Raw genomic sequence first — 23,361 nt, forward strand, 5'->3', positions numbered from 1 at the left:
ACAAGCGCGCGAAAGTCCCGATTCCCGATATGTCAATCAATCGCTTTCCGAAAGTTGCGCGGCCCCGGTTTTGAAGCAAACGCGCCCTGATCCGGCCCTGCCGACGCCGGAATCCCGAATGAAGCTTCGGATCAGCCCTCGAAAGGCGCGCCACGCCGCAAGAAGCGAAAGAGCGCGAGAGCTTCGGGGGCCTGACAGGAGCGTGTCGACCATGAAGTTTTTCACAGGATGTGTGGCCGCTGCCACGCTGGTGCTGGCTGCGACCGTGGCTCAGGCGCAAGTTCTTGCGCAAGTTCCGGCGAACGGTATCGGAAGCGGGGCCGCCATCGCGGTCTCGGATTTCGACGGACCCTATGGGCCGCCGGACGCCGCGCCGCCCCCGCCGCCGCGTTACGGCTACGGCTATGGCTACGGAGAACGCGGCCCGGCCCCGGTACTGCTGCCGTCGGCGGAGGTCTACGCGGTGCTGCGCGAAAACGGCTTCTTGCCGCTCGGCATCCCGCGCCTGCGCGGCAGCGTCTACACCATCGCGGTGATCGACCGCCGCGGTGACGACGGCCGGCTGGTCATCGACGCCCGCGACGGGAGAATCTTGCGCTTCATGCCGGCCAGGGACGCCTATGGCATGGCGCCCGGCTACGATGAGCCCGCGGTCGCACCCTACCGCCCGCAAAGCGCGCTGCCGCCACCGACCATGGTCCGCAGCGGCCCGCCGCGCCCGCCGGCCTCGATTCCGCACGTTGCTAGCCGCACCGTGCCGCTGCCCAGGGCCGCCCCGCCGCGCGGCGAAGCCCCGCTCGCCGCCGCCAAGCCGGCCGAGCCTGCGACGGTGCAGGCCCAGCCTGCGCAACAGACCGCGGCTGCCGTGCAGCCCAAGCCGGCCGAGGCCCCGCCGCAAACCATCGCTCCAACCGTCGGGCAGGCGAAGCCCGCGCCAACGATCCTGCCGACGCAGGAGATGCCGGCCGCACAAGGGTTGGATTAGCGCGCGGTCGCAACAAAAAAGCGCCCGAGAGCCTCGGGCGCTTTTGCGACACAGCGACGGTGTCTCAGCTCCGGCCATACCCCGCGGCTTCCAGGATCAGATTCGCGACCTCCTTCGGATGCGACACCAGCGAGAGGTGGCCGGCATCGAGCTCGATCGTGGTTGCGTTCATGCGCTTGGCGAGGAAGCGTTCGAAATCGGGATTGATGGTGTCGTCGTTCTTCGACACCGCGTACCAGCTCGGCTTCGAATGCCATGCCGCCTCGGTGGTGCGACCGGCGAAGATCGAGGCGGCCGTCGGCCATTGCACCGCGTAGAGCTCCTTGGCCTGCTCCGGCTTCACGCCATTGGCGAAGTATTTCAGGAAGGCGTCTTCCGACAGCTTGGTGTAGCCGTCGTGCTCGACGATGCCGGCGCGCACCGGGCCGGTCGGGAATTGCTTCGACAGCGCGACGAAATCCTCGTTGGCATCGGGCGCGCGGGCGGCGACATAAACGAGGCCGGTGACCTTCGGATCGGTGCCGACCTGGCTGATCACCGTGCCGCCCCAGGAATGCGCGACCAGCACGGTCGGTCCGTCCTGCTCGGCGAGCGCGCGCTTGGTTGCGTCAACGGAGTCCGCCAGCGACGACAGCGGATTTTGCACGGCAGTCACGTGCAGGCCTGCGGCCTGGAGGATCGGGATCACCTCCGACCAGCTCGAGCCGTCGGCCCAGGCGCCGTGCACCAGCACGACGTTCCTGGCCTTCACCGTCTGCGGGGTCTGCGCGTGAGCAAGGCTGAGGGGGGCCGCCAAAAGGCTCGCGGCGACGAAAAAGCTGCGCCAGAAAGTCATGATCGTTCTCCGTCTTGTTTTGGGTGCGATATCCAAAGGACGAGGCGCGGGCGTTGGTGTTACGCCATTTCACCGCTCTGTGATGCGGCCCAACGGTCCAGTACGGCAGTTCAGCAATCGGTGACGTCCTGGCGACGGCAAAGACCATCATCTCTGGGAAGGTATGGCAGATCCGTCGTTCGGTATTCCTTCCGCGCACGATTGATCGATCTCGCGGCAGGATTTCTTGGCTTCGCCGGGACGAGAAGAGCCAAGCAAAAAAAACGCCCCGGGGCACCGGGGCGTTTTCGCAACTCGGAAGTGGCGCGCGTGATTTTAGGCCGCGGCTTGCGTGGCCGAGTTCTCGATCACCTGCGCCTTGGGCGCGCCGACGTTGATCGCGATCTGGCGCGGCTTCTTGGCCTCGGGAATCTCGCGAACGAGGTCGACGTGAAGCAGGCCGTTCTCGAGCGAGGCGTCCTTCACCTGCACGAAGTCGGCGAGCTGGAAGGCGCGTTCGAAGGCACGCGCGGCGATGCCGCGGTAGAGCACTTCGGCCTTGCTGTTCTCGTTGGCGACCTTCTCGCCTTTGATCGTCAGCGTGTTTTCCTTCGCGACGAGGGAGAGCTCGTCCTTGGCGAAGCCCGAGACCGCAACGGTGATGCGGTAGGTGTTCTCGCCGGTGCGCTCGATGTTGTAGGGGGGATAACCGGGGCTGCCGTCCGAACCGGCCTGGTCGAGCAGGTTGAAGAGGCGGTCGAAGCCGACGGTGGAACGATAGAACGGGGTCAGATCGTAGGTACGCATGGTCAAGTCCTCCATTGAGCGACTGTTGAGTAACCCGCCCGCCAATCGGGCCGGGCTTTAGTCTGTGTGCAGCCTGATGTTCCGGTTCCGAAACACTGGTAGCGGCCTGCACCATGGTGATATGGGTTCAGGGGAACGGCGTTCAAGAGGGCGGCAAGCAGCGCCTTTTCGGCGCTCCCGCCCCTTGATCTGCAGCACTTGGCGCCCAAGCCCTTCCAATCATGACGCTGGTCTCGATTCCGTCCAATCCAGTTCCCGAAGACGTCGTCAGCGGCACCATCAAGACTCCCGATGGCGTCGAGCTGCGCTTTGCGCGCTGGGCACCGCCCGCGAACCGCAAGGGCACGGTCTGTGTCTTCACCGGACGCAGCGAGCAGATCGAGAAATATTTCGAGACCGTGCGCGATCTGCGCGACCGCGGCTTTGCGGTGGCGATGATCGACTGGCGCGGGCAGGGCCACTCCTCGCGCCGCCTGCGCGATCCGCGCAAGGGCTATGTGCGTGACTTCGCCGATTTCGAAATCGACGTCGAGACCTTCGTGCAGCAGGTGGTGCTGCCGGATTGTCCGCCGCCCTTCTTCGCGCTCGCCCATTCCATGGGCGGCACGGTGATGCTGCGGGTGGCGCATGCCGGCAAGCGCTGGTTCGACCGCATGGTGCTGTCGGCGCCGATGATCGACCTGCCCGGCCGCACCACGTCGTTTCCGGCGCGGGCGCTGCTGAAGACGATGCGCCTGCTGGGGCAGGGCGGCCGTTATGTCCCCGGCGGCAGCGACCGCATCACCGGGCTCGATCCCTTCATCAACAATCCCCTCACCAGCGATCCCGTGCGCTATGCGCGCAATGCCGCGATCCTGGAGGAGGATCCGACGCTCGGGCTGGCGTCACCGACGGTCGCCTGGGCCGATACCGCCTTCCGTGCCATGCACACCTTCAAGGGCAAGAACTACCCCTCGGAGATCCGCCAGCCGATTCTGATGCTGGCGGCCTCCAGCGACACCGTGGTCTCGACCGCCGCGATCGAGGAGTTCGCGTATCATTTGCGGGCCGGCTCCCATCTCGTGATCGCCGGCGCCAAGCACGAGATCCTGCAGGAGCAGGATCGCTACCGCTCGCAATTCTGGGCCGCCTTCGACGCCTTCGTGCCGGGCACGCCGCTGTTCAAGTGAGGCGGCGGCGAAGGTGAGCTCCCTCGCCCCGTTTTGACGGGGAGAGGTGTGGCGGCAGCTCACAGCGTCTTCAGATACTCGATCAGATCGTAGCGCTCGGCATCATCCTTGAACATGCGGCCGATCACGCCGGGACGTTTGTCCTCGCCCGGCTTGCGCTCGAAGGAATGACCGAGCACGCTGTTGCCCTGGACCGGATCCTTCTCCGACCCCGCGGAGAACTCCGTTTCACCCGTCTTGCATTGCTCGCCTGCGGTGACCGCAAAGCCGACGGTCACGGGATCATAGTCGCGGTGGCCCATGCAGAACTTCGTCGGGCGCTCGCTTGCAGGCTTCAGCAGCCAGTAGAGCGACGGCACCGAACCGTTGTGCAGATAAGGCGCGGTGGCCCAGACGCCGTTCAGCGGCCGGGCGCGATAGCGCGGCCCGGGCGCCGGATTGAGGCAGTTCTTGCGCGCGAGATTCCACAATTTCGCCCGCTCGGCTTCCGGAGTCTTCTCGTCGTCCATCCACTTGCGGGCAACGAGGTCCACCACTGTCATGAGACCGAGCGCATACACCATCTCGGTCGGCGAACTCGCCGTCGGGATGTCGCATTGCCACCAGGTCTTGAGGTCGGCCGTATTCACCTTCAGGAAGCCGGGCATATCGACGATCCTGTTGCTGAGCACGAGCGACTGTTCGGGATCCGTCTTGATCTCGTCGAGGGGAATCGTCACCGCGTTCAGGACCTTGCCGTCGCCGTTCGACTCCCAATGTCCGGAGGACCAGAAAGCCGGGGTGTCGACGGCCGGCAGATGGCATCCGGAACACATCTCGGCGTAGATCTTGCGGCCGTTGTCGACCTTCTTCTGATCGAGCTTCCATTTGTCGTCGAGGATCTGCGACGGCCATTTCGGCGCCAGCAGGCCGCCGAACTTCGGACCTGTGGACGGATCGGCCGGCTTGAACGGATCGGGGCCTCTCAGCAGGTCCTCGATCCAGCCGAGTGTCCTGATGTTGACCGAGGACCGCCAGAGCCTGTCCTCCGGATAGGCGTCCGACAGGTTGAGCAGCGCGGTGACGCCGAGGGCTTCGCCGGCATTGCGGATCAGCGGCTGCTCGATCGAGGCGTCGTACTGGGCGAACTTGAACCACGGCACGGTCCAGATCGGGGGGTAGCTGACCGGTGCGTCCTGGGCATGCAGGTTCTTCTCGAATCCCTTGATCCCGCTCAGCGCCAGATCCTGCGAGAACACCTGGTTGCCGATGCGGTTGAGGGCATCGAGGCGGCCGAACCCTTCCTCGGTATCCTTCTGCTGCTTGCCGTCCCAGGTCTTCTTGCCTTCAATCGTCTTTTCCTGGGTTTTCACCCAGTCGATCAGGAAGCTGCCGATCGCGCCAAGCTTCTGCTTGAGTGCGTCGCGGTCCGTCTTGCTGGCTTCGGGGCCGAGCACGCGATCGGCAAAGCGCTGGAAGCGGAACGGGACATAGAGCGTGTAGGCGATCGACAGGCCGGTCGAGATCTCGAGCTTCTTCAGATCGGTCATGGCCGGGCCGCCGTCGAAGCGCACGTCCACGCCCTTGTAGTGGATCTGGCCGGTATGGCAGGCCGCGCAGGTCAGCCCGATCTTGTCCTGCTCGCGACGGCCCGTCGCAGGATCGACGACACCGGTCATCCGTGCAAAGCCGACCGGCAGGCCGTCGACGTTCTCCGCAGGCGTCCACCGGGTCGACCAGTCCGGCACCTGCGTCGTCTCGTAGACATTGGCGTAACCGAAGCGGCGCAGCGTTGTCGCGTCGGTCTGGATCGATTGCGGGCTCGGAATGAAGCCGAAGCTCTCCAGATAGGCGCTGTCCCTCATCATGCCCGGTTGCGAGAACAGGCGAAGGCGCGGCTGCTCCAGTGCCATGAACCAGTCATAGGGCACCGGGAAGGTCGCGGTTCCCTGGCTGGCATGATGGAACCAGTGCCGGTCCTTCAGCGACCAGTTCTGCTCGAGCCAGTAGGCTGCATTCGTCTCCGGGACCGCGGGCAAGGGCGGCGGCAGAAGATTCACGAGGATGCCCTTCTGCGGCAGCATGGCGCGGACCTGGTTGGGGAATTCGGCGACCGCAACCAGGATGACGAGACCGATGGCGATCAGCAGTGCCGCAAGCTTGAGGGCGCCGCGCACGGTGCGCTGGCAGGCCGACGGCACCGGCTGCGACAGCAGCCGCTGGTCGATGCGCCCGGGGAATTTGCGTTCGTTGAACAGAGTGCGCACGTCGGCGACGCTGAGATAGCGGTCCTCACCCTCGCCCTTGCCGATGATCTTCAGCAGGATCGGCCATTCGAATTTCATCAGCAGGGGATAGTACCAGCGCACCGCGCTGCCGGCGCGCTTGAGGTTGTCGCGCATGAAGACGGCGATTTCCGATGCGTTGAGACCGAGTTCGGAGCCGCCGCCGTTCGGATCCGGGTAATTCCGGCCGAAGCTTGCAAACCGCGCGATCTCGTCCTCATCGACCTTGCCGTCGACACCGAGGATGCGCGAGCCGGCACCGCGTTTGTCGAGCGGGCCGCCGCGCAGCGCGTCGAGCTGCGCGCCCGAAAACAGACTCTTCAGGATGTGACCTAGACCGTTGGCGATGAGCGCCACGCCGTAGACCTGGAAGCGTGCGAATGCCTTCATCGGCCCGGTCTCGCCGCTCGCATCCGCGATTGTCTGCGCCAACGTGCCGAGCGGGACAGTCCCGCCGTCGACGAAGCCTTCGCCGACGAGGCCACGCAGGAATGGACAGGGATTGTTCGGCGAGACCTGGATCGGGGGGTCGAAGGGGGGCTTCGAAGCGGAATCGTGCATGGCCCAAATCCTGAAAACGGCGAATCGTCAAAAACGGACGCGCCGATCAAGCGCGGAAAGTCCTAACAAACCGGCAGCACATATACTACTTCCGCGTGTGGCGAAGTGTGGCCGAATTCACTGTCGTGTCAATAAAGCCGGATGGGAAATTGCCGCTTGGCCGCGGCTTGCCCTCAGGACTCGGCGGCGCGCTTGAGGTCGCTCTGGACCAGGGTCAGCTTGCTGAGCGGCACGCCCGCTTTCAGAAGTCCCTCGCGGTACTGGGCAAGGTCCTCGGAACGCTTCCAGTGGAAATTGCGCAAGTGACGATCGACATTCAGGGTCGGGTAGTTGCCCATGAGCACGCGGGTTGCCTCGAAGGCTTCGCTGTCCCGCCCCATTTGCGCTAGCGCCGCAGCGCGGATCGCCAGCGCCTGCAAATGGTTCGGGTTGACGTAGAGCTGTTCGCGCGCCCACGACAGCGTCGCGTCGTATTGCCCCAGCAGGTAGTGGCTGAAGGCGTTCAGCGCGGCCCATTGGTAGCGCGGATCGCTGTTGTCGCGCTGCGCGGCCATCGAGAACAGCTCGATCGCCTCGCGGTGCTCGCCGATGACGAAATGGCAGATGCCCAGCACGCCGCGCGCGCCATTGTCGTAGGGGTTGAGCGCGACCGCGCGCTTGGCCGCATCCATCGCGGCCTCGTAGTGCCCTTCCAGCGCGTGGGACCAGGACAGGATCGAGAACGCAAAGGACGAGCGCGGGTCGAGCCGGACGCTGGTCTCGGCGAGGTTCATCGCCTCGGCCCACATCTCGCGCGTGCCCTTGACCCAGCCGAACTGGATGCTCTGGATCTGGATCGTGGCGAGATAGGCGTGCGCGATCGACAGCTTTGGATCGAGCCTGATGGCTTCCCGGAACAGGTCGACGGCGGTCGCCAAATCTTCCTTGGTCTGCCGATAGTAGTGCGACAGTCCCTTGAGGAAGCGGTCCCACGCGGTGACGTCGGTCGAGAGCCGCGCCGGCGCCGAGGCCTCGGCCCGGACGATCTCGGTGGCGATCGCGGCGCACAGGTTGGTGGTGATCTCGTCCTGCATCGCGAAGAAGTCGCCGATGTCGCGGTCGTAACGGCCGGTCCAGAGCTGCTCGCCGGTCTCCGGCGCGATCAGCTCGGCGGTGACGCGGATTTTTGCTCCGGCGCGCCGCACTGACCCCTGGATCAGATAGGTGGCGTCGATCTCGCGCGCGATCAGCCGGGTGCTGGTGTTCTTGCCTTTGAAGGCGAAGGTCGAGTTGCGGCTCAGCACGCGATAGAAGGATTGCAGCGCCAGCGCGTGGATCAGATCCTCGGTGAGGCCGTCGGAGAAATATTCGTCCTGGGCGTCGCTGAGATTGGCGAAGGGCAGCACGCCGACGATCGCGGTCCGGTACTGCTGCGCGAGATTGGATGCCTCCTTCAGCTCGGGCGCAAGCGCCGGTGCGCCCTCGTGCGTCCAGGTCCAGACGCCGATCGGATCTCTGATGTTCTTGAAGCGGTGGTTGCCGGCATCGACCAGCGGCACGTTGAGATGCTTGCTCGCTTCCTCGTAGGCCTTGGCCGAAATCGCGAAGCCGCCGGGGCTCGCGACCGATTCGAGGCGGACGGCAATGTTGACATCGTCACCGAACACCTCGTCCTCATCGGCGATGACGTCGCCCATGTGGATGCCGAGCCGGAACTGCATGGCGCGCTCGCTGGGCAGATGGTGGTTGCGCTCCGCCATCAGCATCTGCATCGCGATCGCCGCCTCGGTGGCGCCGACGATGCTCGGGAACTCCAGCAGGAAGCCGTCGCCGGTGTTTTTGACGACGCGGCCGCCGTGATTGAGGATGATGGGGTGGATCGCGCTGCGATGGGCCTTGAAGGCGGCATGGGTGCCGGCCTCGTCGCTGCCCATCATGCGCGAATAGCCGGCGACATCGGCGCAGACAATGGCGGCCAGACGTCTTTCCATCTTCCGGGGCTCCAAGGCGACTTGGTAAGGGACCTGGGACCGGCCACGGCGTGGCAGTCGCCTCGAATCCCGCATTTCAAGCACCCTGCCTTTATAGAGCAGATGAGCCCGAGAGAAAGTATGATCCGCATTGCAAATTCGAGGTAAATTCTCCGCAATCCCGGCGGTGGACGGCCGCCGGCGAACCGATTAAGCCGGCCCCGAGGACGACGGTTCGGCCACGGAGGCATCTCGTACATGCTGGGCATTCACGAAATCTGGCTCTTCGTCCTGTCGGGCGTGCTGCTCAACATCACGCCGGGGCCGGATACGGTCTACGTGATCGGCCGCAGCATGCAGATGGGGTGGCGAGGCGGCGCCGCCGCTGCACTCGGCATCAGCTGCGGCTGCTTTTTCCACGTCGCGGGCGCCGCGATCGGTCTTTCGGCCCTGCTGATGGCTTCGTCGACCGCGTTCTCGATCCTGAAGCTCGCCGGCGCGGCCTATCTCGTCGTGACGGGACTTCAGATGCTGTGGTCGCGGCCGGCGCTGGCGACGGCCATCGAGCAGCCCGGGCGGAGCTCACTGCGGCAGGTCTTCCTCCAGGGCGTATTCACCAACGCGCTCAATCCCAAGGTCGCGCTGTTCTTCCTGGCCTTCCTGCCGCAATTCGTCGCAGCCGATTCACCGCACAAGCCGCTCGCCTTCCTTACGCTCGGCCTGATCTTCATCTGCACGGGCACGCTGTGGTGCCTGGTGCTGGCCGCGTTCGCGGCCAAGGCCGCGCACCGCTTGCGGAGCTCCGAAGGCGCGATCGCCTGGGTCAACCGCGCGCTTGGCGGCCTCTTCGTCTATCTCGGCATCCGCGTCGCCATGCTGGAGGCGCGGTAGCCTTCTCAGGCGAATTCCTTCGCCAGCGCGCTGCCGGCGAGATAGAGGCCCAGCAAAATCATCGCGATCAGGAACCAGCGGCGAAACGCTTCCGCCGGCATCCGCGCCCGCACCGACTGGCCGATGAACATGCCGGCAAAGGCGCAGGCCATGCCCACCGCGCCCGGCACCGCGTTGGCGGGCGTCAGCAATCCGCCGGCGGTGAGGCTGAAGGCGAGCGCCAGGGTCGCCGTCGTGAAGAACACGCCGAGCGCCTGCACCAGCTCGTCCTTCTCCATGCCGATCGCCTGCATGAACGGCATCGAGGGGATCACTTGCACGCCGGTCGAGGCCGAGATCACGCCGGTGATCACACCGACCACGCCGCCGACCCATTTCTCGTTTTGCGGCGCGACGCGGAACTGGAATTTGTTCAGGCCGATCACGGCGTAGATGACGAGCAGGGCGCCGAGCACGATCGTGCCGTAGCGCGCATGCGGGCCGGTCAGCGCGCCGGCATTGAGCCAGCATCCGACCACGGTCCCGATCATCAGCGGCCACAGCCGCCTCAGGATGTCCCGCAAATACGGGCCGACGAAGGTCTGCCAGACGTTGGTGACGATGGCGGGCACGATGACGATGGCAATCGCGCGGCTGGGCGCCATGCTCACCGCGAGCAGGCCCATGGACACCGTCGGCAGGCCGAGCCCGACCACGCCCTTGACGAATCCGGCGATCAGGAAGACGGCGGCGATGAGTATGAGAAGCGGGTCGATCATGTCCGCACATTGACCGAAGGCGCGCGCCGGCACAATCTGGAGGTTACGGAGAGAGCCTTCGTCAAGAACGAAGGCAGAGGAGACCTGCCATGCGCTTCGACCTCATCGATCTCCAGCTGTTCATCGCGGTCGCCGACCAGCGCAGCATCACCCGCGGCGCCGAGCGGTCGCATCTGGCGCTGGCCTCGGCCAGCGCGCGCATCAAGGGCCTCGAGGACGCGCTCGGCGTTGCGCTGCTCAAGCGCGGGCGTCGCGGCGTGGAGTTGACCGCGGCCGGCGAGAGCCTGCTCGATCACGCCCGCCTCGTCATCCACCAGATCGACGCCATGCGCGGCGATCTCGCCGGATTTTCCAGTGGCGTACGCGCCAGCGTGCATTTCCTCGCCAACACCTCGGGCCTGTCGGAGCATCTGCCGAAAGCGCTGGCCGGCTTCCTGCGCGAGCATCGCGACGTCGCCATCGACATCGAGGAGCGCGAGAGCACCGACATCGCGGCCGCGATTACCGCGGGCGCCGCCGATCTCGGCTTCGCCGCCGAGCATGCGCTGCCCGACCATATCGAGCGCTTCGTCTTCAGCGAGGATCGCCTGACGCTGGTGACATCCAGGCGCGGTCCGTTCGCCGGCCGCCGCCAGATCGATTTCCAGGAGGCAGGCGCCTGCGAGTTCGTCGGGCTGACCAGCGCCACCGCGCTTCAGGTGCATATTTCCAAGCATGCCGCCCGTCTCGGCATGCGGCCGCATTTCCGTGCGCGGCTGCGCGACTTCGACGCGATCTGCCAACTGGTCTCTGCCGATGTCGGCGTAGCCCTGGTGCCCGAAGCCGCCGCCCGCCGCTGCGCCAAGCTGATGCCGCTCGCCATGGTCCGCCTGCGCGATGGCTGGGCCAACCGCAGGCTCGTGATCTGCGCGCGGAGCTTCAAGGCGCTGCCGCGGCCGGCGAAGATGCTGGTGGAGCATTTGCGGGCGGAGGCGGTGTGAGGGGGCGCGATGTGCTTACACATGGGCTGTCCGCTCCCTCTCCCGCAGGCGGGAGAGGTTTAGAACCAGCTACTTCGCCGTCTCGACCCCGGCGTCCTTGATCACCTTCGCCCATTTCTTCGTCTCGTCCGCGATGAAGCTTTGAAAATGCTCCGGCTCGTCGCCGACCAGCGTCGCGCCTTGCGCGGCGAGCTTTTCCTTCACCGCCGGATCCGCCATCGCTTTCGTCGCCAGGCCATGCAGCGCGGTGACGATCTCTTTGGGCGTGCCCTTCGGCGCGACCATGCCGTACCAGTTCTCGATGCGAAGGTCCGCAAAGCCCGCTTCCGCGGTAGTGGGCACCTCGGGCGCGGTCGGCGAGCGCTCGGCAGAGCCGACCGCGATCGGGCGCAGGGCGCCCGCCTTGATCTGCGGCAGCAGCACCGGAAGATCGAGGAACGTCATCTGCACCTGCTGTCCCAGCAGATCGTTCACGGCGGGAGCAGCGCCGCGATAGGGCACGTGAACGATGTCGATCTTGGCCGTCAGCTTGAACAATTCACCGGCCAGATGCGGCAGGCTGCCGGGGCCCGAGGAAGCGAAGTTGAGCTTTCCGGGCTGCGCCTTGGCAAGCGCGATCAATTCGCCGATGTCTTTCGCGGGCACGTTGGTGGCGACGACGAGCATTTCCGGCACGGTCGCAACCAGCGTCACCGGCGTGAGGTCATTCAGCGTGTCGTAGGCGACCCTCTCCATGCTCGGGCTGATGGCGAGCGCACCGGCGCTGGAGATCGCGATGGTGTAGCCGTCGGGCGCGGCTTTCGAGACCGCATCGGTGCCGAGCACGCCGCCCTGGCCGCCGCGATTGTCGATCAGCACCGGCTGTCCTGAAAGTTCCGACATGCGCTGGCCGATCACCCGCGCGATGATGTCGTTGGGGCCGCCGGCCGGGAACGGCACGATCAGCTTGATCGGCTTGGCCGGGAAATTCTGGGCGGAGACGAGGGTGGGAAATAGAAGCAGGCTTGCGAGTAAGAGCTTACGCCAGTTCTTCATACCGGTTTCCCTTTGTCGCCTATCCGTTGAGCAGCTTCAGTGCTTCTTCGTGAACCCTGGCGTCGCCGGCCGCGATGATGCGGCCGCCGCCCTGGGCCGGCTTGCCTTCCCAGGTGGTGACGACGCCGCCGGCACCGGTCACGATCGGGATCAGGGCTGCGATGTCGTAGGGCTTCAGCTCGGTCTCGACAACGAGATCGACGTGACCGGCGGCCAGCATGCAGTAGGAGTAGCAATCGCCGCCATAGCGCGACAGCCGCGCGCCTTTCTCGATGCGGCCGAAGATGGCGCGGTCGCGCTCGTTCATCAGCAGCGGGCTGGTCGTGTAGGTCGTCGCCTCGCTGAGCGATGCGCAGCGGCGGACCTGGAGCCGGCGCTCGCCGGAGGGGCCTTTGTAGTTGGCCGAGCCGTTGTCGCCGTAGAAGCGTTCGCCGATGAAGGGCTGGTGCATCATGCCGAACACCGGCGTGCCCTTGTGCAGCAACGCGATCAGCGTGCCCCAGATCGGAAACCCGCCGATGAAGGATTTCGTGCCGTCGATGGGGTCGAGCACCCAGACATAGTCGGCATCCTCGCGCTCGTTGCCGAATTCCTCGCCGACGATGCCGTGCTGGGGGAAGCTGGCCTTGATCAGCCGCCGCATCACCGCCTCCGCGGCGCGGTCGGCCTCCGTCACGGGGTCGAAATCCTTGGTCTTGCTCTTGTCGTCGATCGACAGCGAGGTGCGGAAGAACGGCAGGATGGTTTCGCCGGAGGCGGTGGCGAGCCGTCCGATGAAGGCGGAGAAGTCGATCACCGTCACGGCGTATCCTCAAAGCGAAAGTCGGGTGAAGTTTTCATCTCCGTAGCTCAATTCGCCCCGCGCGTGCAGCGCTGTCTTGGTTTGCACCCTGGTATTTTGGATGCCGAGATCCTGCCTTCTCCGAGCCATATGCTGGCCAAATATCGATCATTGAGTTGAATGCTTAGTTCCGAGTATGCCTTGTTCGTATGCAAATGACTATCAACCCATTGAATTTCCTTATCAAAGAAACTGAATCTGGGTTTCTCTATAAGCAACTGAGCTATGTCCGTTTTGCATGGGAAACGGCTCAAAAGCCCTTGCACTTTGTGCGGCGCGGCCGCATATTGTTGCGGTGCGGTAGCGCTCTGCGTTACCGCTGCCCTCCTTGGGCGTTTCCTCCCTAGACTTGGGCCGCTTCTTCATCAGAAGCGGCCCTTTTTTCTTGTCCCGTGTTTTCGTTTTCACGTGCGCTCGGATGCGAAGCGAAAGCGTGCTCGCGCCAATCGCTTCCGACAGATCGTCCGAAGAAAAATGTCCGCCTATTCCGCCGCGGCCTGGAACGGGCCGAGATCGCCGAACGGGATCGTGGTCGCCAGCACGTCGGCAAGCACGCCGAAGTCGCTTGCGACTTGCGCAAAGCGCGGACCGCGCTCCCGCCGCCGTTCGTCCATGTAGATCGCGCGGTTGAGCTCGAGCTGCACGGCGTGCAGCCCGCTCGCGGGGTTGCCGTAATGCTCGGTGATGAAGCCGCCGGCGTAGGGCTTGTTGCGGCCGATCGAATAGCCGAGCCCGGTCATGGTCTCCTCGACCCTGTCAGGCAGAAGCGGCGTGCAGCTCGTGCCGTAGCGGTCGCCGATCACGACGTCGGGCCGCCGCGGCTCGTCCCTGCTGACGCCGACCGAGGGCATCGAGTGGCAGTCGACCAGCACCACGGTGCCGAACATCTGGTGCACCCTGTTGATCAGCCGGCGCAGCGCGCGGTGATAGGGCTTGTAGAGCGTCTCGATGCGCGCCAGCGCGTCGTCGACCAGGATGCGGTCGCGATAGATCTCCTGGCCGTCGCCGACCACGCGCGGGATGGTGCCGAGGCCGCCGGCGACCCGCATCGAGCGGGTATTGGCAAAGCTCGGCAGGCGCCCGGTGAACATGCGCGGATCGAGCTCATAGGGCTCGCGGTTGACGTCGACATAGGAGCGCGGAAAGTTGACCCGCACGGTCGGGAAGCCGCGCTCGCTCAAATGGCCGATCAGCTCGTCCATGAAGGAATCTTCGGACCGCCGCAGCGTCGGCAGGTCGATCCTGGAGGCGCTGAGGAATTCGTCCGGATAGGTCGAGCCGGAATGGGGCGAGTTGAAGATGACCGGCGCGCGCCATTGCGCGGGCTCCACGATCTCGAAGGCTGGCGACGTCTCGCCGTCAAACCGGGTCATCTTCTAAGGCTTCGTCCCTTATTCTCAGGCTTCGTCCCATTACGCCACAAGATCCGGCGCCGCACGATCCGGCATGGGCTCGGATCGAATGATTCGGCCGGTCGAGCGGCTCTTATGTGTCGTCATTGTCCGGAATCGCAACCAGTCTGCCAAGCGAAAAGATGTGATCTGCGCTGGAACATGTCTTAACCGTGCGGGCAGGGAGGCGGGGATGCGCCCGCGCGGCTCGATTGCTTCGTGCCGCATTCGGGTTCAGAAGGGATCGGCAGTGCTGCCGGCCGAGGGTAAAGATTTTCACCCCAAATTTACCCTCCGTCGGGCTTAGTGACCTCTGCTGATATCCTCTGGGGATTCGACGTTTCCGCCATGCCAAAAATCCTGCTCGCCGAAGACGACAACGACATGCGCCGTTTCCTGGTCAAGGCGCTGGAAAACGCCGGTTTTCAGGTCTCGTCCCACGACAACGGCATGGCCGCCTACCAGCGCCTGCGGGAAGAGCCGTTCGAGATGCTGCTGACCGACATCGTGATGCCGGAGATGGACGGCATCGAGCTCGCCCGCCGGGCCTCGGAACTCGATCCCGACATCAAGATCATGTTCATCACCGGCTTCGCCGCGGTCGCCCTGAACTCGGATTCGGACGCCCCCAAGAACGCCAAGGTGCTGTCCAAGCCCGTGCATTTGCGCGAATTGGTCAGCGAAGTGAACAAGATGCTGGCGGCCTAAATCGGCCCCGTTCCGTCCTTGCGCCGGGTCCCCTGAGCCGTTATAGGGACCCCACCGATGAAATGACCTCTAGGGCACGTAGCTCAGCGGGAGAGCACTACCTTGACATGGTAGGGGTCACAGGTTCGATCCCTGTCGTGCCCACCATCCTTCGCTCGCGAAGCGAGAGAAGGATGCCGCGCCGAAGCCCAACGGGCGCAGGCGGGCCTGTATCCGCGAGCTACGGCTAGGCAGGCCATGCGCTTCGCTCGCCAAGCGAGAGAAGGATGCCGCGCTTGAAGCCCAACGGGCGCAGGCGGGCCTGTATCCGCTTGGCGCTGCGAGTTGCGTCCGAATTTTCCTCCGCAAGATGCTCACGCTGCCCGCACCTTCCGACGAGATGCGGGCGGACTGTTTGCGATGATTCTTCGTCCCCGTCTCACGTCAGCGGCAGCAGATGGTCCGGGATCGGCACTGGTGCTGCCGGCACGAGCGAGGCGACCGAGACGTGCGGCCAGGTCAGGCCGAAGAAATCCAGCATGACCTTCTGCGAATACTGGATCTGTGTCGTCGCCACCCTGACGTGGCCTCCCTTGAAGCCCTTGTTGGGTACGAACGGAATCGCGGCGACGAAGCTCGGAACCAGCGGCACATTGCTCTTCTGGCGGGGTTGCAGGATCAGCGGCGGCGTTCCCGGCGGCAGGTGCGGCACGTCGATGTCGTAAATGACCGTCTCGATCCAGAACACCGCGTCCATCTGGAAAGCGTTGGCGTTCGTGCCGTTGCCCCCGGGCGGCGGAACGGGCAAGCCCTGAAGGAACGCGATGTTCGAGGTGCCGCCGGCGAAGCTTGGCGCTGTGGGATGAGGTCCGGCCGAGGCGACGGCCGGCAATGGTCCGCCGGACAGCGGCGAGCCGGGCTTGGTCGAAGTCTCGATGATGATTGTCTGGGTGATGGTCTGATGCGCGATCTGGTTGCGCAGCACCGTGTTCGGATCGGTGATCATGGCCTGGGTGAGCTTGCCGGAGGCCATCAGCGCGGTCAGATCCTGCGGCAGCCTGCGGGTCGTCTTGTTGGTCGCGGTCTGGTTCTGGAACGGGATCTTGTTGCCGGGATTGCCGCCGACGAACGGCGTGATGTCGATCGCCGCGATGGTCGGCTTGCCCGCGACCGGAGGCAGGGCCGTGCCTTGCGCGACGATGGTCGTGCCGTGCGGAATGGACGCCATGCGCGCGACCGTGAAGGGTTCTTGCGGATGCGTGGTGGCCGGCACCGCCAGCCAGATGCCGGGTTCGAAGTGAATGCCGACGGGCGTCCCGGTGGTGATGTCGTTGATGGTCTGGAGATACGGCACGCCGTTCAGGAATGCGTCTGCCTGCTGGTTCGAGCCGCGATTGGGGATCGAGCCGAGGTTGTTCGAGAAGGACATCGTCTCGTCGGTGAGATTCAGCTCCAGCACGTTGTCGTCCGGGTCGGTCGTGTTGATCGGCCCCGGCATCGGCGTCGGCGTGATCTTGCTGTCGGGCCGGAAGATCGTGTTGAAGCCTTGTCCCGTGAACGTGCCCGTGAAGGCCGACAGCGGGCCGAGGATGGGCGGCAGCGTGATCGGCGGAGGCGCTGCCCGTGCGGCAGCCGCCGCGGCGGGGTGTGCGGCTTCCCTGAACACGTTGTCGACCTGGTGGATGGAGAAGTTCGCGGTCTTGTTGAATGCACTGGTGAGCGGCTTCGGTTCGTCCATGGTCGGTCTCCATGCTGCATTGTCGATGCCGGCATTGCCCCGGGCCGGCCGTCCGGGCAGATTGGTCTCTCGCGTCAGGCGATCCGGTTCGGCAGGGCGTCACGGATCGTTCACGCGCGCTCATGCGTGCGTGTTCATCCGTGGGATTCGAGCGGCCTGACGTCGCCGGGCTTGGTGATATGCTGAACGTAACGGCGTGAATTGATCGTGATTTTCAGCTTGCGGTTCTGGCAAGCGTGAGGTCGAGCAACAGGCGAGCACCGGGAATCGAGCGAAGCGTTGCCTCCTTCAACTCCGTGTTCGAGAATGGGATCATCGAAAATGCACTATGGCGCGTCTGCCTTGCGCCCTTGAATATGTCATACCCTTGTACAACCTTAAGGTGGGCGCAAGTGTGTTCCATTTCACAGGGCGAAAGAGTCGCAGCAACGCGAAACGAGCGAGGCTGCCCATGAACGTTTCCGTCATCGAGCAAGCAAGGATTCAAGCGATCTGCACCGCCGATTTCGCGACCGCGGAGGGGTTTGGTTCCGACGTCAAGCTCACGCGGACGCAGGCCATCATGCAAGGTGCCGATCATTGCGATTTCCGCTATCGGCGCGATGCGGGTGAATCATGGTGAAGGGAATGCGAATGATGCGGGCGAGCTGTCTTGCCATGGCGATGCTGGCGCTGATTGCGTCACGCGCGGATGCAGCGATGATCGACTGGCAGGCCGAGCTCCAGCGCTGCCGCACGCTGCGCGAAAACGTGGCGCCGCTGCTTCAGGCCGGCGAGGGGATCTCCGCCGTCGGCCGCTCCAACAGATCCGTCCGCCGCTGCATCTGGATCCAGCGCATGGCGATGCGCAAGAAGATCCCCGGCGCGGAGGCGTGGTAGCGCGGCGGGCAAGGCAGCGCACCTACCCGACCAGATACTTTTTCACCGCCGCCTCGTCCCACGCAATGCCATTCCCCGGCTCCTCGCTCGGCAGCGCAAAACCGTCCTTGATGGTCAGCCGCGTCGAAAGCACTGCGTCGGCCCAGTCGACATATTCCAGCCAATGCGCGGTCGGCGTCACGCAGAGCAAATGCGCGCTGACCTCCGAGAACAGATGCGTCGACATCTCGATGCCGGCGGCGTGCGCCAGCGCGGCGGCGCGCAGCCAGCCGGTGACGCCGCCGATGCGCTGAACGTCCGGCATCACGTAGTCGCAGGCCTCCGCCGCCAGAGCCGATTGCATTGAAAACGCGCTGTCGAAATTCTCGCCGATCTGGACCGGTGTGCGCAGCGCATCCGCAATGCGGGCGCAGCCGTCGTAGTCGTCGTGGCGGATCGGCTCCTCGATCCAGGTCAGGCCCTCGTCGTCGAGCATCTCGCCGCGGCGGATCGCTTCGGTCACCGTCAGCGCCTGGTTGTAGTCGCACATCAGCGTGACCTGGTCGCCGACGGCTTTGCGCACCGCGCGCACCACGGCGAGATCCTCGCGTGCATCAGGCCGGCCGACGCGGATCTTCGCGGCCTGAAAGCCTTCGGCCAGCAGCTTGTGGGCTTCGTCCACCGCGGCGCCCGCCGGCATGATCCCGAGCCCCTTCGAATTATAGGCCCTGACCGGTTTCGGGGCGCCGCCGAGCAGCCGCGCCAGCGGCAGGCCGCGGGCGCGGGCGAGCGCGTCCCACGCCGCCATGTCGATGCCGGATTGCGCCAGCCGCTGCAGCCCGGCGAGGCCGAGCAGGGTGAAGCGCTGGGTCAGCTTGCGCTCGATCTCGAACGGCAGCAGTTCGTCGCCTGCAAGCAGCTCCGACATTTCCGTGACCATGGCGGTCAGCGGCTTCAGGGCCGACGGCGTGATCGAGAACAGATAGGCATGCCCCACGGCGCCCTGGTCGGTCTCGCAATCGATCAGCACCAGCGGCGCCTTGGCCACCGCGCCGGTGGAGGTTTTGAGCGGCAGGTTCATTGGCACGATCACGGGGCGCGCCTGGAAGCGAGTGATGCGGATGGTCTCGGCCATTTGGAGGATCTCCCGGCGGAGTGGATGCAGGTTCGTGCCGATCTTAAACATCTGTGGTGAAACGAAAAGTCGCTTGCGGCGACCACCATAAAATGGGGTTGCGCCGGCCTGCAATTATTGGCTCTGTGCCGCGGCCTGCCTTGCCGCAAATCCCGGGGTTTGCGACAAGATCGCACACAACGGAGCCACAGCGTGAAACAAGAAATCTCCGAAGAACAGCGCAAGAGCGGTATCCTGACGGGAGCCGTGATCGCCTTCCTCCTGCTCGCTTTGCCGCTGGCGGTGTGGCTGGACCTGACCGAGCTCAGCAAGACCGCGCTGCGCCGGCAGGCGATCGACCTGAATTCGGTCATCACGAGCGTGCGCAGCTATTACGCGACCAACGTCGTCGGGCGCGTGCTCGCCAACCCGAACGGCACCACCAAAGTGGTTCACAACTACGAATCCGTCCCCGGCGCGATCCCGATCCCGGCGACTCTGTCGCTCGAGCTTGGCCGGGTGATCGGCGCGCAGCAGGAGAACATCACCTACCGCTTCGTCTCGGACTTCCCGTTCCAGAACCGCGCCCCGCACCAGCTCGACAAGTTCGAGAAGGACGCGCTCGATGCGCTTCGCAAGGATCCCGAGCAGAAGATCGTCGAGACCGAGACCTCGCTCTTCAACGACAAGGTCCGCCTGATCGCGCCCGTCACGATGGGCCCCGCCTGCGTCAGCTGCCACAACAGCCATCCCGAGAGCCCGAAGAAGGACTGGAAGGTCGGGGACGTCAGGGGCATCCAGGAGGTGATCATCGCGCAGCCGATCGCCGCCAACATCTTCTCGTTCAAGTTCCTGCTGGCCTATCTCCTGATCGCGGCGGGCAGCGGCCTGTCGTTCCTCTCGCTCCAGCGCCGTCAGGCGAGCCGCATCAAGGGCATGAACAAGGAGCTCGAATCCGCCAACGATTTTCTCGCCGCGCTGTCGATGAAGATCTCGCGCTACATTCCGCCGCAGGTCTACAAGAGCATCTTCAGCGGCCAGAAGGACGTCACCATCCACACCGAGCGCAAGAAGCTCACCATCTTCTTCTCGGACATCCAGAACTTCACCGCGACCGCGGAGCGGCTCCAGCCCGAATTGCTGACCCAACTCCTCAACGAATATTTCACCGAGATGTCGGCGATCGCCCACGAATATGGCGGCACCATCGACAAGTTCATCGGCGATGCCATGCTGATCTTCTTCGGCGACCCCGAGACCAGGGGCGACCGTGCCGACGCGCAGGCCTGCCTGCAGATGGCCTGGCGCATGCAGCATCGCCTCACCGAACTCAACGCGAAATGGCGTGCGTCCGGCATCGAGCTGCCGTTCAAGGCCCGCATCGGCATCAATTCCGGCTATTGCAATGTCGGCAATTTCGGCAGCAGCGACCGCATGGACTACACTATCATCGGTGCCGAGGCGAACCTCGCCGCCCGCCTGCAATCGATCGCCGAGCCCGGCGGCATCGTGCTGAGCTACGAGACCTTTGCGCTGGTCAGCGACATCGTCCGAGCCCACGCACTGCCTGCGATCACGATGAAGGGCATCAGCCGCGAAATCATCCCCTATTCGGTCGACGCGCTGAACGACGCGGCCGCGGAGAGCAGCGGCATCATCACCGAGCGTGCGCCGGGGCTGGAGCTCTATCTCGATCCCGCAGTGGTCAAGTCCGGCGACGCGGCGCGGGTGCGCTCGCTGCTGGAGAACGCGCTGGCCTCGCTCAAGCCGGCATGAGGGCACTCTTTCTTACCTTCCCCTGCCCCTTGCGGGGGGCGGGGGAGAGGGGTGGCCCAGCAGTCTATCCAAATCAACTCATCGCGCCGCGCCTTCGGTGAAGGCGGTCTCGATCACTTCGCCGAACGGCTGCCAGGACCTGCCGTCGAACTGGACGAGCCGCATCTGCCTGATCGGAAGGTAGTTGTTCGGCGAGGTGTTCATCCTGATTTTGGGCAACGCAACCGAGGGCTGCTGGTCCCTGAGCGAGGCCGCCTGACGCATGATGTTATCGCGCGACAGGTCATCGCCGCATTGCTTCAGCACTTGCGTCAGCGTCTCGGCCGCGGCGTAGCCATAGACCGCAGCGCTGTTGTTGGTGCTCTCGACATGATGGTACTTGTCCATGAAGGCGAACCAGTCCTTCATGGCGGGATCGTCTTTCCAGGCGGGATCGCTCGGATCCTTCAGGAAGGCCGCCGAGATCACGCCGGAGGAATTCTCCAGGCCCGCGGGCGCCATCGCATTGGCGATCGAGGCGGAGGCATCGTTGACGATGAAGACCGGGCGCCATTTCAGTGACGCCGCCAGCTTGATCACCTTGGACGCCGTCGACGGCACGCCGAGAAAGACGAAGACGTCGGCGCCGGCGCGCTTGAGGATAGAGATATGCCCTTCGAGATGCTCGTCGGCGATGTCGAAGGCGATGTCGACGAGGACGAGACGGTTCAGGTCGCCGAGGCCTTCCTGGATGCCCCTGTAGACCATGCGCCCGAACTGGTCGTTCTGCCAGAGCACCACGATCTTCTTCCCGGGATAATAGGCCTGGAGATAGTTGGCGTAGATGCGCCCCTCCGAGCGGAACGACGGCTGCCAGCCCATGGTCCAGGGAAACGCCTTGGCCTGGCTCAGTTCCTCGTCGCCGGAGGCGACGAAAAGCTGCGGAATCTTCCTCTCGTTCAGATACGAGCGCGCGGCGAGATTGCCGGGCGTGCCGAACGAGCCGAACATCAAATGCACGTCGTCCTTCTCGACCAGGTTGCGCGTCAGCTCCAGCGCCGTCGTCGGGTCGGAATTGTCGTCGCGCGTGACGAAGCGGATCTTGCGGCCGTTGATGCCGCCGCGCGCGTTGACCATGTCGAAATAGGCAGCTTCCGCCTGGCCGATGGCGCCGAACTCCGACAGCGGACCCGAATACGGCATGACATTGCCGATACGGATTTCTTTGTCGGCGGTAGGTTGATCGGCGCGCTCCTGGGACATCGCCCCGAGCGATGCCAGGGCAACCATCGAAACGAACAGCATCCTGCCGGAGACGCGCATGCGCGATACCTTGACGTTGGCCCCTCATCGAGGTCGGCTCAATCCGCACCAAGGCCGCTTGATCTAGGTCAAGCGTTTGTCAATCGTGTGGCCTCGTGGCACGGTTCGATGCGACGGATGGCAGCCCGGACAAAAGCGGCAGGCGTGCTGACGCGCGGACGATCGAGAGAGTGTGCCGCGTGGTACCCCTCTCCCTGACCCTGCCCCGCTTGCGCAGGGCTATCGCATATGAAGAAAGGCGTGGCGGGCAGCTTGCCTGCGGCCCATCCTTCGAGACGCCCGCCTACGGGCGGGCCCTCAGGATGAGGTCGCGTTTTGCGGTGAGATATCAGACCCTCATGGTGAGGAGCCCGCACAGCCCCCGCTACGGCAGCCCGCGTGCCTCCAACTGATGCACCAGCAGCAGTGTCGGCTCGGCGAGGCTGTCGCCGGAGCCGTCGAGGCCGAAGGCGGCGGCGATGCCGTCGCGGCTGCGCAGCAGCGAGGCGCGCGGACAGTGGCCGGCGCCGCAGAGCGTCTTCTTCAGGGTCTCGCCCTGTGCCATGATTCCAGCGGAATCGTCCGCGGCCCAGGCCAGCACGATCGGCACGTCGACATTGAGGATGCCGGGGAAGACCGACCGGCTGTTGTACTGGCCGGCGTCGCCGCCGAGATAGGCTTTCTCGCTGTCGCTCGCGTCCTTGCCCGCGCGGTAGATGCCGGACACCAGCACCACGGCGGCGACGTCGGCGCGGTCGGTCTGGAGTTCGGGATGGGCGAGCAGGGTAGCGACATGGAACGCGCCGGCGCCGTAGCCGACCGCGACGATCTCGCGGGCATCGCCGTTGAACAGGTCGATATTGCCGTGGACCCAGGACAGCGCCGCCGCCACGTCGGTCGCTCCCGTCGGCCACGTCGCCGAGGGCGCCAGCCGGTAGTTCACGCGCACGCCGATCATGTCGTTGCGCGCGGCAAAGCACATCACCTGGTCCTGGATCTGGCGCGACAGCTCCGGCGCGGCGCGGTCGCCGGTGAAGGTGTCGCCGGCCACGAACAGCAGCACTGGCCGCGGCGTGTCCGCCTTGGTCGTGCTGGTGGCGACATCGAGCACATTGGCTTCGCTCTCGCCGTAGCGCAGGCCACGCGAGAAGGCGACCTGCTCGCACAGCCGCGCCGTGCCGCCGGCGGCCGTGTCGTTGTCGGTGAGGCCCGCCTGCACGAGATCGGACGGCGCCGTCAGCCGCCCTGGCACCGGACCATGCGCAGAGGCTGTCGCGACGGTCAGAATCAGAAAAAATGCGAGATAAGTCTTCATGTCGGTGCCGGCCCTGCGTGCCTGATATGGGCTCGCGCATTTGGGCTGTCTTTTCAATTCGCCTTATTAGTTAGTTGGCCTTGAGGCGATTTCACGGCACCGGTGGGCCGCCTGGCGAAACCTGTTTGCACAAGCCCCGGCGCAGCC

General features: G+C 64.9%; 19 protein-coding genes, 1 tRNA gene and 1 pseudogene. 9 read left to right on the forward strand and 12 right to left on the reverse strand.

Annotated elements, in window-relative coordinates; genetic code table 11:
• Positions 1–211: 211 nt before the first annotated feature.
• Positions 212–985, forward strand: coding sequence for a hypothetical protein (locus JQ572_RS02075; RefSeq protein ID WP_211381320.1), 774 nt, complete (start codon positions 212–214; stop codon positions 983–985).
• A gap of 64 nt (positions 986–1,049) precedes the next feature.
• Here JQ572_RS02075 and JQ572_RS02080 read toward each other — a convergent pair whose 3' ends face one another.
• Both JQ572_RS02080 and JQ572_RS02085 read right to left on the reverse strand, forming a co-directional pair.
• The gene (locus JQ572_RS02080) at positions 1,050–1,820 is read right to left on the reverse strand and encodes an alpha/beta fold hydrolase (protein WP_211381321.1); all 771 of its coding nucleotides are present in this window, start codon (positions 1,818–1,820) and stop codon (positions 1,050–1,052) included.
• Positions 1,821–2,135: 315 nt separating this feature from the next.
• Positions 2,136–2,606, reverse strand: coding sequence for an Hsp20 family protein (locus tag JQ572_RS02085; protein WP_211381322.1), 471 nt, complete (start codon positions 2,604–2,606; stop codon positions 2,136–2,138).
• Positions 2,607–2,827: 221 nt separating this feature from the next.
• Here JQ572_RS02085 and JQ572_RS02090 point away from each other — a divergent pair, with 221 nt between their 5' ends.
• Complete coding sequence (locus JQ572_RS02090; RefSeq protein ID WP_211381323.1) at positions 2,828–3,775, forward strand: alpha/beta fold hydrolase; 948 nt, start codon at positions 2,828–2,830, stop codon at positions 3,773–3,775.
• Positions 3,776–3,834: 59 nt separating this feature from the next.
• On the opposite strand, the gene JQ572_RS02095 is transcribed toward JQ572_RS02090, so the two are convergent.
• Both JQ572_RS02095 and JQ572_RS02100 read right to left on the reverse strand, forming a co-directional pair.
• A complete protein-coding gene (locus tag JQ572_RS02095) occupies positions 3,835–6,600 on the reverse strand; it encodes a di-heme-cytochrome C peroxidase (protein WP_211381324.1) in 2,766 nt (921 codons plus the stop codon).
• 173 nt (positions 6,601–6,773) lie between these two features.
• On the reverse strand, positions 6,774–8,570 hold the full coding sequence (locus JQ572_RS02100; RefSeq protein ID WP_211381325.1) for an adenylate/guanylate cyclase domain-containing protein: 1,797 nt from the start codon (positions 8,568–8,570) through the stop codon (positions 6,774–6,776).
• 237 nt (positions 8,571–8,807) lie between these two features.
• Here JQ572_RS02100 and JQ572_RS02105 point away from each other — a divergent pair, with 237 nt between their 5' ends.
• The gene (locus JQ572_RS02105) at positions 8,808–9,440 is read left to right on the forward strand and encodes a LysE family translocator (protein ID WP_211381326.1); all 633 of its coding nucleotides are present in this window, start codon (positions 8,808–8,810) and stop codon (positions 9,438–9,440) included.
• Positions 9,441–9,445: 5 nt separating this feature from the next.
• On the opposite strand, the gene JQ572_RS02110 is transcribed toward JQ572_RS02105, so the two are convergent.
• Entirely contained in the window at positions 9,446–10,198 is a 753-nt protein-coding gene (locus JQ572_RS02110; protein ID WP_211381327.1) for a sulfite exporter TauE/SafE family protein, read from the reverse strand.
• 89 nt (positions 10,199–10,287) lie between these two features.
• Between JQ572_RS02110 and JQ572_RS02115 the strand changes: the two genes are divergently transcribed.
• Positions 10,288–11,178 (forward strand): LysR substrate-binding domain-containing protein, encoded by an 891-nt coding sequence (locus tag JQ572_RS02115; protein ID WP_211381328.1) that lies wholly within the window; start codon positions 10,288–10,290, stop codon positions 11,176–11,178.
• 69 nt (positions 11,179–11,247) lie between these two features.
• Here JQ572_RS02115 and JQ572_RS02120 read toward each other — a convergent pair whose 3' ends face one another.
• The 3 genes from JQ572_RS02120 to JQ572_RS02130 form a co-directional block, all read right to left on the reverse strand.
• Entirely contained in the window at positions 11,248–12,213 is a 966-nt protein-coding gene (locus JQ572_RS02120; RefSeq protein ID WP_211381329.1) for a Bug family tripartite tricarboxylate transporter substrate binding protein, read from the reverse strand.
• 19 nt (positions 12,214–12,232) lie between these two features.
• Positions 12,233–13,015 carry a histidinol-phosphatase gene (gene hisN, locus JQ572_RS02125; protein WP_211381330.1) on the reverse strand — a complete coding sequence of 261 codons (783 nt, stop codon included), beginning with the start codon at positions 13,013–13,015 and terminating at the stop codon, positions 12,233–12,235.
• A gap of 521 nt (positions 13,016–13,536) precedes the next feature.
• Positions 13,537–14,427: an N-formylglutamate amidohydrolase gene (locus JQ572_RS02130; RefSeq protein ID WP_211381331.1), complete on the reverse strand. Its 891-nt coding sequence runs from the start codon at positions 14,425–14,427 to the stop codon at positions 13,537–13,539.
• Positions 14,428–14,793: 366 nt separating this feature from the next.
• Here JQ572_RS02130 and cpdR point away from each other — a divergent pair, with 366 nt between their 5' ends.
• Together cpdR and JQ572_RS02140 are read left to right on the forward strand one after the other, a co-directional pair.
• Positions 14,794–15,153 (forward strand): cell cycle two-component system response regulator CpdR, encoded by a 360-nt coding sequence (cpdR, locus tag JQ572_RS02135; protein WP_007597092.1) that lies wholly within the window; start codon positions 14,794–14,796, stop codon positions 15,151–15,153.
• A gap of 72 nt (positions 15,154–15,225) precedes the next feature.
• Positions 15,226–15,300 (forward strand) — tRNA-Val (locus JQ572_RS02140).
• 271 nt (positions 15,301–15,571) lie between these two features.
• Here the strand turns inward: JQ572_RS02140 and JQ572_RS02145 are convergent.
• Positions 15,572–16,870 (reverse strand): heme-binding protein, encoded by a 1,299-nt coding sequence (locus JQ572_RS02145; RefSeq protein WP_211381332.1) that lies wholly within the window; start codon positions 16,868–16,870, stop codon positions 15,572–15,574.
• Between the two features lie 490 nt (positions 16,871–17,360).
• On the opposite strand from JQ572_RS02145, the pseudogene JQ572_RS02150 reads away from it, so the two are divergent.
• Positions 17,361–17,492: pseudogene (locus JQ572_RS02150) on the forward strand (L-2-amino-thiazoline-4-carboxylic acid hydrolase); the annotation flags it as partial.
• Positions 17,493–17,503: 11 nt separating this feature from the next.
• Entirely contained in the window at positions 17,504–17,749 is a 246-nt protein-coding gene (locus JQ572_RS02155) for a hypothetical protein (RefSeq protein ID WP_211382386.1), read from the forward strand.
• A 22-nt stretch (positions 17,750–17,771) separates the two neighbouring features.
• Here JQ572_RS02155 and JQ572_RS02160 read toward each other — a convergent pair whose 3' ends face one another.
• A complete protein-coding gene (locus JQ572_RS02160; RefSeq protein WP_211381333.1) occupies positions 17,772–18,863 on the reverse strand; it encodes an enolase C-terminal domain-like protein in 1,092 nt (363 codons plus the stop codon).
• A 192-nt stretch (positions 18,864–19,055) separates the two neighbouring features.
• On the opposite strand from JQ572_RS02160, the gene JQ572_RS02165 reads away from it, so the two are divergent.
• Complete coding sequence (locus tag JQ572_RS02165) at positions 19,056–20,618, forward strand: adenylate/guanylate cyclase domain-containing protein (protein WP_211381334.1); 1,563 nt, start codon at positions 19,056–19,058, stop codon at positions 20,616–20,618.
• A 78-nt stretch (positions 20,619–20,696) separates the two neighbouring features.
• Here the strand turns inward: JQ572_RS02165 and JQ572_RS02170 are convergent, their stop codons facing one another.
• Positions 20,697–21,920 (reverse strand): ABC transporter substrate-binding protein, encoded by a 1,224-nt coding sequence (locus JQ572_RS02170; RefSeq protein ID WP_211381335.1) that lies wholly within the window; start codon positions 21,918–21,920, stop codon positions 20,697–20,699.
• Between the two features lie 364 nt (positions 21,921–22,284).
• The gene (locus tag JQ572_RS02175; RefSeq protein ID WP_211381336.1) at positions 22,285–23,214 is read right to left on the reverse strand and encodes an alpha/beta hydrolase; all 930 of its coding nucleotides are present in this window, start codon (positions 23,212–23,214) and stop codon (positions 22,285–22,287) included.
• Positions 23,215–23,361 lie beyond the last annotated feature (147 nt).

It is taken from the genome of Bradyrhizobium sp. SZCCT0153, assembly GCF_018129995.1.
Taxonomy (GTDB): domain Bacteria; phylum Pseudomonadota; class Alphaproteobacteria; order Rhizobiales; family Xanthobacteraceae; genus Bradyrhizobium; species Bradyrhizobium japonicum_G.

What these genes read in the sequence shown, in the direction of transcription:
- JQ572_RS02075 (WP_211381320.1), top strand. Translation starts at nt 212, where the DNA reads ATGAAGTTTTTCACAGGATGTGTGGCCGCTGCCACGCTGGTGCTGGCT.
- JQ572_RS02080 (WP_211381321.1), bottom strand. Translation starts at nt 1,820, where the DNA reads ATGACTTTCTGGCGCAGCTTTTTCGTCGCCGCGAGCCTTTTGGCGGCC.
- JQ572_RS02085 (WP_211381322.1), bottom strand. Translation starts at nt 2,606, where the DNA reads ATGCGTACCTACGATCTGACCCCGTTCTATCGTTCCACCGTCGGCTTC.
- JQ572_RS02090 (WP_211381323.1), top strand. Translation starts at nt 2,828, where the DNA reads ATGACGCTGGTCTCGATTCCGTCCAATCCAGTTCCCGAAGACGTCGTC.
- JQ572_RS02095 (WP_211381324.1), bottom strand. Translation starts at nt 6,600, where the DNA reads ATGCACGATTCCGCTTCGAAGCCCCCCTTCGACCCCCCGATCCAGGTC.
- JQ572_RS02100 (WP_211381325.1), bottom strand. Translation starts at nt 8,570, where the DNA reads ATGGAAAGACGTCTGGCCGCCATTGTCTGCGCCGATGTCGCCGGCTAT.
- JQ572_RS02105 (WP_211381326.1), top strand. Translation starts at nt 8,808, where the DNA reads ATGCTGGGCATTCACGAAATCTGGCTCTTCGTCCTGTCGGGCGTGCTG.
- JQ572_RS02110 (WP_211381327.1), bottom strand. Translation starts at nt 10,198, where the DNA reads ATGATCGACCCGCTTCTCATACTCATCGCCGCCGTCTTCCTGATCGCC.
- JQ572_RS02115 (WP_211381328.1), top strand. Translation starts at nt 10,288, where the DNA reads ATGCGCTTCGACCTCATCGATCTCCAGCTGTTCATCGCGGTCGCCGAC.
- JQ572_RS02120 (WP_211381329.1), bottom strand. Translation starts at nt 12,213, where the DNA reads ATGAAGAACTGGCGTAAGCTCTTACTCGCAAGCCTGCTTCTATTTCCC.
- JQ572_RS02130 (WP_211381331.1), bottom strand. Translation starts at nt 14,427, where the DNA reads ATGACCCGGTTTGACGGCGAGACGTCGCCAGCCTTCGAGATCGTGGAG.
- cpdR (WP_007597092.1), top strand. Translation starts at nt 14,794, where the DNA reads ATGCCAAAAATCCTGCTCGCCGAAGACGACAACGACATGCGCCGTTTC.
- JQ572_RS02145 (WP_211381332.1), bottom strand. Translation starts at nt 16,870, where the DNA reads ATGGACGAACCGAAGCCGCTCACCAGTGCATTCAACAAGACCGCGAAC.
- JQ572_RS02155 (WP_211382386.1), top strand. Translation starts at nt 17,504, where the DNA reads ATGATGCGGGCGAGCTGTCTTGCCATGGCGATGCTGGCGCTGATTGCG.
- JQ572_RS02160 (WP_211381333.1), bottom strand. Translation starts at nt 18,863, where the DNA reads ATGGCCGAGACCATCCGCATCACTCGCTTCCAGGCGCGCCCCGTGATC.
- JQ572_RS02170 (WP_211381335.1), bottom strand. Translation starts at nt 21,920, where the DNA reads ATGCGCGTCTCCGGCAGGATGCTGTTCGTTTCGATGGTTGCCCTGGCA.
- JQ572_RS02175 (WP_211381336.1), bottom strand. Translation starts at nt 23,214, where the DNA reads ATGAAGACTTATCTCGCATTTTTTCTGATTCTGACCGTCGCGACAGCC.